Source organism: Dorea sp. MB18-49, from assembly GCF_023669465.1.
Classification (GTDB): domain Bacteria; phylum Bacillota; class Clostridia; order Lachnospirales; family Lachnospiraceae; genus Dorea_A; species Dorea_A longicatena.
Window position 1 is genome coordinate 40,872 of record NZ_JAMOYX010000014.1, and the last position, 14,589, is coordinate 55,460.

Consider the following 14,589-nt stretch of genomic DNA (forward strand, 5'->3'; position numbering starts at 1 on the left):
GCAGGAGGAGAGAACATGGCATTTACATTTCAGATCAATAATGATGTAAAATTTAAACATGACGAAAAACTACTGGCAAAAGCAGAAGGCTTCCGTCCGGAGATCAAAAAAGAAAGAATCCATCCAACACGTATTGTCGAAGTGATCGAAGATCCGTTGAAATTAAACGGTGTCGGTGTAACGGAAAGTGATAAGAACATTGATAAGATTGAAGAATATGGACTGAAAAGAAATGATAAAATGATTCTTGACTTTGGAAATCACAGAGTCGGAACATTTAAGATTCATATCGACCAGACCGGATCCCCGATGGATGCACCTCTTTATATGCGTATTAAGTTTGCAGAACTTCCGGCAGAGCTTGCGGCAGAGTCCAAAGACTATGAAGGATGGCTCAGCCGTTCGTGGATACAGGAAGAGTTCATTCATATCGATGAGCTTCCGGCAACACTGGAACTTCCGAGAAGATACAGCTTCCGTTATGTAGAATTGAAGGTTCTGGATACATCTCCGAAGTGGCAGGCAGTATTCTCTGATCCGACGGTTGTGACAGAGACATCTGCAGATTACAGCGGCTTCGAACCGATGAGATTCGAAGATCCGGAACTGCAGAAGATTTATGATATCGGTGTGAAGACGCTGGCGGACTGTACACAGGACGTGTTCGAGGACGGACCAAAGCGTGACAGAAGATTATGGCTTGGAGATCTCAGACTGCAGGCGCTTGCAAACTACGCAACCTTTGATCAGACGGATCTGGTAAAGAGATGCCTGTATCTGTTCGCAGCTATGACGACAGAAGAAGGTAAGATCTCTGCAAATGTATTCGTAAAGCCGGAGAATGTACCGGATGATACATTCCTGTTCGAATACAGCCTGTTCTTCATCTCGACCTTATATGATCTTCATCAAGCACACCCGGATGAGGAGCTGATAAGAGAACTGTATCCGATTGCCAAGAAGCAGATGAACATTACATTAAAGATGTTCGATGAGAATGGCAAACTGAATCCGGACGAGAACTATCCGGTATTCGTAGACTGGTCCAATGACTTTAATAAAGACACAGCAGGACAGGCAGAGATGATCTATGTCATGAAGCAGTTCATCGAGCTTGCCAAAGTCGTAAGAGACTCTGAGATCAGCATGTACGAAAAGAAACTGGAGCTGATCACAGACTATGCAAAGAACGTGCTTTTCCGTCCGGAAAAGAACCTCTTTGCAACAGCCTGGGATGAATACAACATTGCAAGTCAGGTGTGGATGGTGCTGGCACATGTAATGTCAGACGAAGAGAATAAATCCATCATGCAGACCACGATTCAGGAGTTATTCCCGGTGAAGAATATCGCAACACCATATATGTATCATCACATTGTGGAAGCATTATTCGAGGCAGGACTGGATGAAGAGGCCATCCATCTGATGAAGAGCTACTGGGGTAAGATGATCTCACTTGGAGCGGATACCTACTGGGAAGCATTCGATCCGGATCAGCCGGAGTATTCTCCGTATGGTTCACCGATCGTGAACAGCTACTGCCATGCATGGAGTTGTACGCCGGTGTATCTGCTTAAGAAGTATGTGAAGAATAAGTAGGCAGATGTGCTGACTGTAAATGGGACGGAATAAAATATTACATAGTGTGCAGGAATCCGCCGGACGGGAAAATGTCCGGCGGATTTTGCGTATAAAAATATATTCAAAAAGCCGCCAGTGGCAAATGTTTTACTTCGATTTGGATAAGATGAAATGAATTGGAATAATATATAATAAAATATGGAAAATATACTTGATAAATGGAATGATATATAATAAAATATGGAAAACAATACCAGAAATATAGATTACCACATGTTCGGAAGAATCCATCGATGGAGAGTCCTGTAGAAGGAAGGAGATGATCCTATGACTGTAGAAGAGATGAAAAAGAAGAAAACAGAATTAGGTTTCAGTTGCGAGCAGATATCAGATCGTTCCGGTGTACCGTTGGGAACGGTACAAAAGATATTCAGCGGAATAACCAAAAGACCAAGATATGACACAATTTGTCAGTTGGAAAAAGCATTTCCGATTGAACATATTATATTTACAGATAATCATGGACGAGACTACAAAGCGTCTGGAAACATAGGATCACCAGAAGATATGAAAGGATCTGTTTCTAATCCATATCCTGGTATGATGAAAGAAAGCGTATCGGCTTATCGCATCTATGGAGATGGCACAGATCATGAAGGTGATATCTGGAAAAGTTTTCGTGGTAAAAAGCAAGGCGAATACACACTAAAAGAGTATGAAGCGATTCCGGACGAATATAGAGTGGAATTGATTGACGGAGTCATCTACGACCTGAATGCGCCAACCACGATTCATCAGCAGCTTGCATTTGAAATCAGTATCAGATTAAGAGAGTACATTAGGCAGAACAAAGGATTATGTATGGTACTGCCGTCACCGGTCAGCGTACAACTAGATGAAGATAACCGGACGATGCTGCAGCCGGACGTCGTTGTATGCTGTGACAGAGATAAAATCCTTCGAAGTCATGTCTATGGAGCTCCGGATATGGTAATCGAGATATTGTCACCATCTACAAGAAAAAAAGATATGGGCTTAAAACTAAAAAAATATATCACTGCAAGAGTCAGAGAATACTGGATGGTTGACCCGGATAAGAAAAAAGTTGTAGTATATGACTTGGAACATAATGAGTTACCGGTCATCTATGGTTTTGAAGACCAGGTGCCGGTGAAGATATTTGCTGGAAAATGTCAGATTGACTTTTCGGAAATATACAGCTATATAGAATTTTTATTTGAAAAAGAATAGGATGCATTTTCAGTGCAATCCAATATTTGATTTTGAAAAAGTAAGTTAGTGAAAACGGAGGACCACAACATGTTAAACATCGTACTACACGAACCAGAAATCCCGGCAAACACAGGTAATATCGGAAGAACCTGCGTAGCCACCAACACCAGATTACACTTGATCGAGCCACTCGGCTTCCGCTTGAATGAAAAGAACTTAAAACGTGCCGGCATGGACTACTGGGAGCATCTGGATGTCAGAACCTATATTGATTACAATGATTTCCTGGAAAAGAACCCGGGAGCCAAGATCTACATGGCAACGACAAAAGCACCGAAGGTATATACAGAAGTGAATTATGAACCGGACTGCTACATCATGTTCGGAAAAGAAAGTGCCGGAATCCCGGAAGAGATTCTGGTAGAGCATAAAGAAGACTGCGTGCGTATCCCGATGGTAGGCGACATCCGTTCGCTGAACCTCGGCAACTCGGTTGCGATCGTGCTTTACGAAGCACTCAGACAGAACGGATTTGCAGGTATGAATCTGGAGGGGCATCTTCACGAATTACACTGGTAAGAAAAGGAATCCAATCTGTATAAATTCCATATTATTTAGACAAAATAAGGATATTGTCCGTTTTCGTTGAGAAAATGAGATGATATCCTTATTTTCATACCAGGTATATGAAAAAATACAGGAGGCGCTGGCAGGCGTTTCTACTCATTAATAAGTGCACAAACATAAAACGACAAAATGATAAAAGTGCATCAAAGTGACATACAATTTACAACAAATGTAATAAATGTATGGTAAAATTGCAGAAATAAGATTATAATTTAAACTAGATTTTGTATTTTTTGAAGGAGAGGTGGTAGATGAATGGTAGAAGAAACCATTAAGACCATCAAGGAAACGGAGAATGAAGCGGATGAGATCATAAGAAAAGCAGATGCAACGTGTACCGAGATCCTTGAAAAAGCTGCCAGAGAGGCAAAAGAGATAAAAGAGCAGGCTGTAGCAAATGCAAAGAAACAGGCAGAAGCAGATCTTTTGCAGGCGAAAGAAGAAGGAGAAGTCTTAAAGAAACAGGCTTCCGAGAAGACGGAACAGGAGACAGAAGCATTAAAAGCACTGGCTCAGGGAAAAGAAGAGGAGGCGGTATCCGCAGTCATCAAAGCATTGCTCTGATGATATGGGAAGAGTAAGAACGTGAAAAAATAAAAAAGGAGGGATGCAGTTATGGCAGTATTGCAGATGCAGCGAATCAGTATCTGCGCATTGAAACATGACCGGAAAGCGATTCTGGAAAAACTGCAGTCCATGGGCATGATAGAGATGCATCAGGTCGCGCAGGACGAAGCCGGATTCGAGAAGATGGATACGCAGAGTGCGAAATCAAGCTTCGAGAAACGGGTGCAGATCACGGAAAACGCACTGGATGTATTGAATCAGTATACACCGGAGAAAAAATCCATGTTCGCCAGTCTGGAAGGAAATGAGCTGATCGATAAAAAGACGATGGAAGCTGCCGCAGCGAAGCAGGAAGCAGTCATGGAAGTGGCGGGACTTCTGATCGCTGATCATAAGAAAATTGCGGAAGCACAGGCTGAGATCGTGAAGCGGAATACCCAGATAGAAGCACTTACACCATGGATGAGTCTGGAAGTTGCGATGAATTATCCGGGCACGAAAAAGACGGCAATGCTTCTTGGAACCATGGCGGCGGAGACGACACTGGAAATGATCTACGGAAAGATTGCCGAAGATCATCCGGAGATCGAAGCCGTAGATATATCGGTTATAAGTCAGGATAAAGATGCCGTGTACTTAAGCGTGTTCTGTATGAAGGACCAGGCAGCAGATGTGGAGAATACACTCCGCACTGCAGGATTCTCAAGACCGGTTGTATCGACAGAGCAGATTCCGGCAAAGCAGAAAGAAGAACTGGAAGAACAGATCAGACAGATCGAACAGACAATTGCAGATATCCGGGGAGAGATCATATCTTACGCAGAAGACCGGGAGGAACTGAAGATCATCGGTGACTATTACCGGATGCGTGCAGAAAAGTACGAAGTACTGGGAACACTTCCGCAGTCCAGACGTACATTTATTATCAGTGGTTACGCAGCAAAAGAAGCGATACCGGCGATCCAGAAAGGAATCGGGGATGCATATGACTGTGTGATCGATGTAGAAGAGTTAAAAGAAGACGAAGAACCACCGGTGATCCTTAAGAATAACGGATTTTCGGAAAGTGTGGAAGGAGTCCTGGAGTCTTACGGACTTCCGCATAAAGGAGAGATCGATCCGACCGCGATCATGTCATTTTTCTATGTATTTTTCTTTGGAATGATGTTATCAGATGCAGCGTATGGTGCGATCATCGCAATCGTGTGTCTGATCGTCCTTAAGAAATTCCCGCGCATGAGTGCCGGTATGAGGAAATCTATGAAAATGTTCATGTACTGTGGAATTTCTACCATGGTATGGGGAATCTTATTCGGTGGATATTTCGGAGATGTCGTAGACGTCGTATCGAGCACATTCTTTGGAAAAGAACTGACGATCAAGCCGCTGTGGTTTGCACCGTTAAATGATCCGATGCGACTTCTGATTTATTCGATGGCATTCGGACTGGTCCATCTGTTCGTGGGTCTTGGGATCAAGGGATATATGTTGTTAAAAGACGGAAAGGTACTGGATTTCTTCTGCGATATCGTATTGTGGTACATTTTCCTGATCGGATTGATCCTGATGTTACTTCCGTCAGAGATATTTGTTTCAATCGCACAGACCAAGATCGTGTTCCCGGCAGCGCTTGTTACATTGTCAAAAGCACTGGCAATCATCGGGGCACTCGGACTGTTATTGATGTCCGGAAGATCGAGCAAGAATCCGGCACTTCGGCTGGCACTTGGAGCATATGATATCTATAATATCACCGGATGGTTAAGTGATGTATTATCATACTCCAGACTTCTGGCACTGGGACTTGCAACAGGTGTTATCGCATCCGTTGTCAACCAGATGGGAAGCATGCTTGGTAAGAGTGTATTTGGAGTCATCTTATTTATCGTAGTATTTATCGTCGGACATGCAATGAACCTGGCAATCAACCTGCTTGGTGCATATGTCCACACCAACCGACTTCAATTTGTGGAATTCTTCGGAAAATTCTACGAAGGCGGTGGAAAACCTTTCGAACCGTTTCATGCGGAGACAAAATATGTAGATATTAAGGAGGAAAAATAGATATGAGTATTTGGAATGATATGGGAATGGTATATGCACTTCTTGGTGCGGCAGTGGCAGTATTCCTGGCAGGTGCAGGATCTGCGATCGGAGTTGGTATTGCAGGACAGGCAGCGTCCGGAGTTGTAACAGAAGACCCAAGCAAATTCGCAAAAGTACTGATCATGCAGCTGCTTCCTGGTACACAGGGAATCTACGGACTGCTGGTTGGTTTCATTACATTATCCAAGATCGGACTTCTTGGCGGTGGTGCAGCAGATCTGGATCCTAAGACAGGACTTCTGATCCTGGCAGCTTGTCTTCCAATCGGAATCGTTGGTCTGATCTCAGGAAAAGCACAGGGACAGACAGCAGCGGCAGCAATCGGAATTGTAGCAAAGAAACCGGATCAGTTCGGTAAAGCAATGTTGTTCCCTGCAATGGTTGAGACATATGCCATCCTTGCACTTCTGATTTCTATCCTTTCCGTAACAGCAATTCAGGTATAGAAGGAGTGTGAAGGAAAATGGCTGGATTAGATAAGATCAAAAGTCAGATCCTTGACGAGGCAAAAGTGACAGCGGATGCGAAGATCGAAGATGCGAAAGCACAGGCAGAACAGATGAAGCTTAAGGCACAGGAAGAGGGAGCCAGACAGGCAGATACTATCCTGAAAAAGTCGGAAGCAGATACTGCATCGCAGAAAGAGCGTGTGAAATCAGCCATCGATCTTCAGAGAAGAACGAGACTTCTGGAAGCAAAGCAGGAGATGATCGCAGAGATCATCGAGAAGGCGTATGAAAAGGTTATAAACCTTGCGCCGGATGATTATTATCAGATGCTTCTGTCGATTCTGGAAGCATATATACTTCCGCAGGAGGGAGAGATCTATTTCTCCGTAAAAGATCTGGAAAATATGCCGGTAGGATTTGGCAAAGAAATTGAAGAAATAGCTCTGGCAAAGGGAGGAAAACTTACTGTAGCCGGAGCGGGCAGAGATAATATTGACAATGGATTCATTCTTGCGTACGGTGGAATTGAAGAGAACTGTACGATCAGGGCAATGTTCGATGCGAAGCGGGATGAGCTTTCAGATATCGTTCACCGGCTGCTCTTTGTATGATGCGGAAAGCATCAGAAGAACCAGTAGGAATGTTCAGATATCAGGAATGTTCGGAAATGGAGGAACAACATGAGTGAACAATATACCTATGCGGTCGCAAGAATCCGTGCCCTGGAAGTATCCCTGTTCTCTGACAGTACCATTGACCAGCTGATCGCGTGCCAGAGTTATGAACAGGCATTGCAGTTCCTGGAGGAGAAAGGCTGGGGAGATACTGAAAGCAGCGGGAATGCAGAAGAAATCCTGACGAGAGAAGAAGAAAAGACATGGGAAGTGGTCAAAGAACTGTCGATCGGAATGGAACATTTCGATGTGCTTTCTTATCCGAAGCTTTTTCATAATTTAAAGGCAGCGGTCAAGGAAGTATGCACCGGAGATAAGAACCGGCATATCTATTATGAAGATGTTCGGATTCCCGGAGAAGAGATGCGTAAGATCGTAGAAGACAGAGAATTCGGAAAGCTTCCGGACAGTATGCGGATTGCAGGAGAAGAAGCATACGAGACACTTCTTCATACAGGAGACGGACAGCTCTGTGATGTGATCATAGACCGGGCGGCACTGGATGCTATCTATCAGGCGGGAAAAGAGTCACCGGATAAGATCATACAGGATTATGCAGAATCCACAGTGGCAGTGGCGGACATCAAGATCGCTGTCCGGTCACAGAAGACCGCAAAATCAACAGACTTTATGAAACGGGCAATGGCGGAATGTGATTCCTTAAGTGTCAGCCAACTCTCGAAAGCGGCACTTAGCGGCATGGATGCCATCTGTGAATACTTAAGAGGAACGGCTTATGCAGAAGGTGCGGATGCACTGGCAGAGTCGCCGTCGGCATTTGAAAGATGGTGTGACAACCGGATCATTCAGACGATAAGCCCGGAGAAATATCATGCATTTACGATAGGACCGGTAATTGCCTACGTAATTGCAAGGCAGAATGAGATTAAAACGGTACGAATCATTTTATCCGGAAAGCAGAATGAACTGCCGGATGATTCAATCCGGGAAAGGGTAAGGGAAATGTATGTATAAGATCGCAGTAGTGGGTGATTATGACAGCATCTTCGGATTCGCAGCACTGGGCCTTGATACATTTGCCGTCCAGACCCGTGAGGAAGCCGCAGAGAAATTACATCAGCTGGCACAGGGCGGATATGGAATTATCTATATCACAGAGAAACTTGCCGCTGAGTTAACGCATGAGATAGAAAAATATCAGGAACAGGTCACACCGGCGATCATTCAGATTCCGGGTATCGCCGGAAATACAGGCGCCGGAGTTGCAGGTGTGAAGAAATCGGTAGAGCAGGCTGTCGGTTCCGATATTATATTTGGCAGCTAAAGGAGGTTGATTCGTCCGTATGAGTACAGGAACGATTAAAAAAGTAGCAGGACCGCTGGTCATTGCAGAAGGTATGCGTGACGCCAACATGTTTGACGTGGTACGTGTAAGCAGTCAGCGTTTGATCGGAGAGATCATAGAGATTCACGGAGATGAGGCATCCATCCAGGTATACGAAGAGACATCGGGACTTGGACCTGGAGAGCCGGTAGAGTCTATGGGAGTACCAATGTCAGTAGAACTTGGTCCCGGACTGATCACAAGTATATACGATGGAATCCAGAGACCACTGGATGACATTATGAAGATTTCCGGAAATAACTTAAAACGAGGCGTGGAAGTCGCATCGTTAAAGCGTGATAAGAAATGGGAATTTGTACCGGTCGCAAAAGCCGGCGATGAGGTCGAAGCAGGTGACGTACTCGGAACTGTGCAGGAGACCATCGTTGTACAGCAGAAGATCATGGTTCCTTATGGAGTAAAAGGAACGGTAAAAGAGATCAAAGCCGGAACATTTACCGTAGAAGAAGTGGTAGCAGTGATCGCTACCGAAAAAGGTGACAAAGAACTTACCATGATGCAGAGATGGCCGGTACGAAAGGGCCGTCCGTATCAGAAGAAGCTGCCGCCGGTAAAACCACTGGTAACCGGTCAGCGTGTTATCGATACATTCTTCCCGATCGCTAAAGGTGGTGTGGCAGCCGTTCCGGGACCTTTCGGAAGCGGCAAGACAGTTATCCAACACCAGTTGGCTAAGTGGGCAGAGGCTGATATCGTGGTCTATATCGGATGCGGAGAACGTGGCAATGAGATGACCGACGTTCTGAATGAATTCCCGGAACTGAAAGACCCGAAGACCGGGCAGTCACTGATGGAAAGAACCGTACTGATCGCAAATACATCAGACATGCCGGTTGCAGCCCGTGAGGCTTCTATTTATACCGGAATCACGATCGCAGAATATTTCCGTGATATGGGATATTCCGTAGCGTTAATGGCAGATTCTACATCCCGTTGGGCAGAGGCACTTCGTGAGATGTCCGGACGTCTGGAAGAGATGCCTGGTGAAGAAGGTTACCCGGCATACTTAGGTTCCCGTCTGGCACAGTTCTATGAAAGAGCCGGACATGTGGTATCCCTTGGTAAAGAAGGAAGAGAAGGTGCACTTTCCGTTATCGGAGCCGTATCTCCTCCGGGTGGTGATATCTCCGAACCGGTATCACAGGCAACCCTTCGTATTGTAAAGGTATTCTGGGGACTGGATTCCGCACTTGCGTATAAGAGACATTTCCCAGCCATCAACTGGCTGACCAGTTATTCGCTGTATGTTGACAATATGGCAAACTGGTTCAACGAGGAAGTGGCAGCGGACTGGATGGAAGACCGTCAGAAGATGATGACAATCCTTCAGGAAGAAGCCGAGTTAAATGAGATCGTACAGATGGTAGGTATGGATGCCCTGTCACCGACTGACCGTCTGAAGATGGAAGCGGCAAGATCCATCCGTGAGGACTTCTTACATCAGAACTCCTTCCATGAGATCGACACTTACACGCCGCTTCGTAAGCAGTATCTGATGATGAAACTGGTACTGGCATTTTATGAGAAATCTGTCGACGCACTGAACAAGGGTGCGGACATGAATGCACTGATCGCCATGCCGGTAAGAGAAAAGATCGGCCGTTATAAATATACAACAGACGCCGATATCGAAAGTGAATATAAGAATGTAGAAGAAGAACTGGACAAGGAAGTTGCGGCTGCATTCGGGAAGGAGGACTTCTAAATTATGCCAAAAGAATATAGAACCATACAGGAAGTTGCCGGACCTCTGATGCTGGTACGCGGCGTTGAAAATGTAGCCTATGACGAATTGGGTGAGATTGAGCTTGCAAGCGGTGAGAAGCGCCGCTGCAAGGTTCTGGAGATTAATGGAAATGATGCACTGGTGCAGTTATTCGAAAGTGCCACGGGTATCAACTTAAGTAACAGTAAAGTACGTTTTCTGGGACGAAGCATGGAGCTTGGTGTATCGGAAGATATGCTGGGACGTGTCTTCGACGGACTGGGCCGCCCGATCGACGGGGGACCGGAGATCCTGCCGGATGAAAGACGTGATATCAACGGTCTGCCTATGAATCCGGCGGCAAGAAGCTATCCGGAAGAGTTTATCCAGACAGGTGTATCGGCTATTGACGGACTGAACACATTGGTTCGTGGGCAGAAACTTCCAATCTTCTCGGCATCCGGACTTCCACATGCCAACCTGGCAGCACAGATTGCAAAGCAGGCAAAGGTACGCGGAAGCAATGAGAAATTCGCCGTAGTATTTGCCGCTATGGGTATCACATTCGAAGAGTCCAACTTCTTCGTGGAATCTTTCAAAGAGACAGGAGCCATCGACAGAACGGTATTGTTCGTCAACCTGGCAAATGACCCGGCAATCGAGCGTATTTCCACACCTCGTATGGCACTGACAGCAGCCGAGTATCTTGCATTCGAAAAAGACATGCATGTACTGGTAATTATGACAGATATTACCAACTATGCAGATGCGCTCCGAGAAGTATCTGCCGCACGTAAGGAAGTACCGGGACGCCGTGGATATCCTGGATATATGTACACCGACCTTGCAACGTTATATGAAAGAGCCGGAAGACAGAATGGCAAGAAGGGAAGTATCACACTGATTCCAATCCTGACCATGCCGGAAGATGACAAGACGCATCCAATCCCGGACCTTACCGGCTACATCACCGAAGGCCAGATCATCTTAAGCCGTGATTTGTACCGTAAAGGTATCAAGCCTCCAATCGATGTATTGCCATCCCTGTCCCGTCTGAAAGATAAAGGAATCGGAGAAGGCAAGACAAGAGCCGACCATGCAAATACCATGAACCAGTTATTTGCGGCATATGCGCGAGGAAAAGATGCGAAAGAATTAATGACTATTTTAGGAGAGGCAGCTCTTACTGATATTGACCTGGTATATGCGAAATTCGCAGATGCATTTGAAAAAGAATATGTATCACAGGGATACGATTCCGACAGACCGATTGAAGAGACACTGGAGATCGGATGGAAGCTGTTGTCTATGCTGCCAAGATCAGAGTTGAAACGAATTGATGATAAGTTCTTGGACGAGTATTATGGTAAGCAGTAAGCCATGCGCAGATTGATCAGATATGGAATGCAGGTTAACCTGCATTCCATATCTGGCAAGATGCATAGGGCGTCAGCCCTCAGCGAGAAGAAGCGAAGCGGATTCGAGCCGGCATGGCGTCCAATATATAAAGTATAGAAAGGAGTGATACTATGGCGTCAACCCAGGTAACCCCTACCCGTATGGAACTGACCAGAACTAAGAAGAAACTGGTCACAGCCATAAAAGGTCACAAACTTCTGAAAGATAAACGAGACGAACTGATGCGTCAGTTCCTGGATCTGGTAAAAGTGAACATGGAACTTCGGGAAAAGGTAGAAGCGGGGATTCGTTCAGCTAATAAGAACTTCGTCATAGCCAAAGCCGGCATGGATGAAGCAACCCTGAACACGGCACTGATGGCACCGAAGCAGGAAGTAGATCTGGAAGTCGGACAGAAGAATGTCATGAGTGTAGACATTCCTGTATTCGAGACGAAGACCAGAACGGCAGATGCGAATGATATCTATTCGTATGGATTCGCATTTACATCGAGTGATCTGGACGGAGCCGTAAAATCTCTGGCAGATATCCTACCGGATATGCTGAAGCTTGCAGAGACAGAAAAAGCCTGCCAGCTTATGGCAGCTGAGATTGAGAAGACCAGAAGACGTGTCAACGCCCTGGAGCATGTGATCATTCCGGAGGCACAGAAGAATATCAAGTATATTACGATGAAACTGGACGAGAATGAACGAAGCACCCAGATCCGTCTGATGAAGGTGAAAGATATGATGCTGGAGGAAGCGCATCATTACAAAGAGAAGGAGTAGGAATACTGAGAAATTCTCAGATAAAAAATCCGCAGATATAAGTTGAAAAGCTTAAATCTGTGGATTTTTTTATGTCAGAATAAGCCGGAAAAATAGTTAGAAACCCATTCTTATTGTACGCAAATTCATTGACAAACCACTACTGTGTGATACAATATAGTTAAGAACTACTATAGTATACAAGGTAGGTGGAAACATGTATGATAAATCACAATTAATGAAGGGAACTTTAGAAGGATGTATCTTGCAGATTTTATCCGAGACGGTTACATACGGATATGAGATTGTAACGACATTGACAGAGTTCGGATTTGAAGATGTAAAAGAGGGAAGTATTTATCCATTACTCGTACGATTGGAAAAGAAAGGGATGATTTCTTCAGAACTACGACCATCGCCGCTTGGACCAAAAAGAAAGTATTATTCATTAACGGCTGAAGGAGAGGCATATTTGCAGGAGTTTATTAAATGCTGGACGGAAGTACAATTATCAGTAAATAGAATTTTGAAAAAGGAGGAGTAGATTATGTTGACGAAGAAAAATAAAAGAATGGTCAGGAAGATGAAAAAATACATCAAGACATTCCCACTTACAGAAAAAGAAATTGACCAAATGATTGAAGATATCACTGGAATGGCGGAAGAAGCACAGGAGCGTAATGAAAATTTTGAAACAGTACTGGGAAAGTCGGTTCATGAATTTTGTGATGATCTGATTTATTCTGTAGGAGGAATCAGAGCACCGGGAGGACGGAAATTAATTAGAGGAACTTCGATATATTTTCAATTGTTGGGACTTTGGGGAATTGTAGGTTGTTTGATTAATGTTTGTTTTTTGGCTGGAGAACGTGTACACACATTATGGATGCTTGCAATTTCAATAGGCATCTGGTATCTGGGACATTATGGGGAAGCAAACTGTAATAATACAGAAAAAACAAAACAGTTAACAGCAGGAATTGTTATCTATATGGGTGTTAATTTGTTAATGTATTGCAATGAAATTATTATTGCAATAGATAATGGAAAAGCTTTTTTGAAAACATCAGATTTCCCAATTTTCATTATTGGAATTATTGTTAATTTTGGTCCAGCAATTCTGTATCTGGTTGGGGCAAGAAGGAACAGACCGGCAGGAGAACAGATAAAAGTTGAGAATAGATGACAAAAGATGGGAAAACTAGTAAAGAAGAAATTGGAAAAAGGAAAGTTAATAGAACAGATTGCAGATGAATTAGAAGAAGATATAAATGTCATTCAAAAAACGGCTGAAGAATTAATGAAAAGAAACGAAAAGAATCTCCCGAAGTAATCCAAAAACTTCAGGAGATCCACCATTTGCACACGGCAAGTATTATTCAGTATGTTAATCCGTAGTATTGCGTCGGATCAATACAGGCGTAATCTGCTTATGAACCGGCTCTTTTAAAGGAGCCGGTTTCCTTTTTTTCATTTCATTCATCTGGAGAACCAGAAGTTCCATGGCAGTCTGTGCAATTTTCTCAATCTGCTGTCCAACGGTTGTGATTGGAAGGATAGCTTCGCTTGCAATAGGAGAATCATCGAATCCGACAATCTGATAGTCTTTCGGGAGTTTCCCGTATTTTTGAAATATCAGATTCAGGAACATACTGGCATAAGTGTCATTTGCAAGAAAGACCCCCTTTTTTTGTGAGGGATATTTTTCTTCAATTTCGTTAAATATGTTTTTTAGTTGAGTCAGGGTTTCCTGATAAGTGTTTCCAAGATTTCTTTGGATTAATTCGTGAACGACATGGTGTTCGTTACAGATATCTTCGAATCCCCGGATACGTCCATAGGTTGGAAGTGTATCTGGGAATATGGAATTGATGTGTAAAATAACATCACATTTATTGCGTATCAACAAACTGGTTGCCTGAACACCACCCAGATAGTTGTCTGTAGACACGCTGCAGACATGGTCACATTCCCGCTCAATCGTGACAACCGGGAGTTTATAAGAAGCAAGTTCTTCAGACGAAATGGTATTGCTTAAGACAATAAGTCCCTCAATCTTATAAGCCATCAGTTCATGAATATATTTTTCTTCAATCTCTTTTTTATTATTTCC

Annotated in this window: 16 protein-coding genes; 15 read left to right on the plus strand and 1 reads right to left on the minus strand. The window is 44.1% G+C overall.

The features are described from left to right. The first annotated feature begins 15 nt into the window (after positions 1-15). The 15 genes from NCY30_RS06235 (at position 16) to NCY30_RS06305 (ending at position 13,809) form a co-directional block, all read left to right on the plus strand. Positions 16-1,599, plus strand: a complete 1,584-nt coding sequence (locus NCY30_RS06235; RefSeq protein ID WP_250818559.1) for an alpha-L-rhamnosidase-related protein — start codon at positions 16-18, stop codon at positions 1,597-1,599. 309 nt (positions 1,600-1,908) lie between these two features. Then, the gene (locus NCY30_RS06240) at positions 1,909-2,832 is read left to right on the plus strand and encodes a Uma2 family endonuclease (protein ID WP_250818560.1); all 924 of its coding nucleotides are present in this window, start codon (positions 1,909-1,911) and stop codon (positions 2,830-2,832) included. 69 nt (positions 2,833-2,901) lie between these two features. Next, positions 2,902-3,393 carry a tRNA (cytidine(34)-2'-O)-methyltransferase gene (locus NCY30_RS06245; protein WP_006428732.1) on the plus strand — a complete coding sequence of 164 codons (492 nt, stop codon included), beginning with the start codon at positions 2,902-2,904 and terminating at the stop codon, positions 3,391-3,393. Between the two features lie 303 nt (positions 3,394-3,696). Beyond that, on the plus strand, positions 3,697-4,005 hold the full coding sequence (locus NCY30_RS06250) for a hypothetical protein (RefSeq protein WP_006428731.1): 309 nt from the start codon (positions 3,697-3,699) through the stop codon (positions 4,003-4,005). 51 nt (positions 4,006-4,056) lie between these two features. Further along, positions 4,057-6,072: a V-type ATP synthase subunit I gene (locus NCY30_RS06255; RefSeq protein WP_250818561.1), complete on the plus strand. Its 2,016-nt coding sequence runs from the start codon at positions 4,057-4,059 to the stop codon at positions 6,070-6,072. A 2-nt stretch (positions 6,073-6,074) separates the two neighbouring features. Continuing rightward, positions 6,075-6,560, plus strand: a complete 486-nt coding sequence (locus NCY30_RS06260; protein ID WP_006428729.1) for a V-type ATP synthase subunit K — start codon at positions 6,075-6,077, stop codon at positions 6,558-6,560. Between the two features lie 17 nt (positions 6,561-6,577). Beyond that, entirely contained in the window at positions 6,578-7,174 is a 597-nt protein-coding gene (locus tag NCY30_RS06265) for a V-type ATP synthase subunit E (RefSeq protein ID WP_006428728.1), read from the plus strand. 69 nt (positions 7,175-7,243) lie between these two features. Then, the gene (locus NCY30_RS06270) at positions 7,244-8,212 is read left to right on the plus strand and encodes a V0D/AC39 family V-type ATPase subunit (RefSeq protein ID WP_250818562.1); all 969 of its coding nucleotides are present in this window, start codon (positions 7,244-7,246) and stop codon (positions 8,210-8,212) included. Then, positions 8,205-8,522: a V-type ATP synthase subunit F gene (locus tag NCY30_RS06275; RefSeq protein ID WP_006428726.1), complete on the plus strand. Its 318-nt coding sequence runs from the start codon at positions 8,205-8,207 to the stop codon at positions 8,520-8,522. Before NCY30_RS06270 ends, NCY30_RS06275 begins: the two co-directional genes overlap by 8 nt. A gap of 19 nt (positions 8,523-8,541) precedes the next feature. Further along, positions 8,542-10,308, plus strand: a complete 1,767-nt coding sequence (locus NCY30_RS06280; RefSeq protein ID WP_022416411.1) for a V-type ATP synthase subunit A — start codon at positions 8,542-8,544, stop codon at positions 10,306-10,308. Positions 10,309-10,311: 3 nt separating this feature from the next. Continuing rightward, positions 10,312-11,685, plus strand: coding sequence for a V-type ATP synthase subunit B (locus NCY30_RS06285; protein ID WP_250818563.1), 1,374 nt, complete (start codon positions 10,312-10,314; stop codon positions 11,683-11,685). Between the two features lie 152 nt (positions 11,686-11,837). Beyond that, the gene (locus NCY30_RS06290) at positions 11,838-12,497 is read left to right on the plus strand and encodes a V-type ATP synthase subunit D (protein WP_022416412.1); all 660 of its coding nucleotides are present in this window, start codon (positions 11,838-11,840) and stop codon (positions 12,495-12,497) included. A 196-nt stretch (positions 12,498-12,693) separates the two neighbouring features. Further along, complete coding sequence (locus NCY30_RS06295; RefSeq protein WP_250818564.1) at positions 12,694-13,020, plus strand: PadR family transcriptional regulator; 327 nt, start codon at positions 12,694-12,696, stop codon at positions 13,018-13,020. 3 nt (positions 13,021-13,023) lie between these two features. Next, positions 13,024-13,662 carry a hypothetical protein gene (locus NCY30_RS06300; RefSeq protein ID WP_139009286.1) on the plus strand — a complete coding sequence of 213 codons (639 nt, stop codon included), beginning with the start codon at positions 13,024-13,026 and terminating at the stop codon, positions 13,660-13,662. Between the two features lie 6 nt (positions 13,663-13,668). After that, a complete protein-coding gene (locus NCY30_RS06305; protein ID WP_155512059.1) occupies positions 13,669-13,809 on the plus strand; it encodes a hypothetical protein in 141 nt (46 codons plus the stop codon). A 54-nt stretch (positions 13,810-13,863) separates the two neighbouring features. Here the strand turns inward: NCY30_RS06305 and NCY30_RS06310 are convergent. Next, positions 13,864-14,589, minus strand: a 726-nt coding sequence (locus NCY30_RS06310; protein ID WP_250818565.1) for a substrate-binding domain-containing protein, incomplete at its 5' end; no start/stop codon positions are given.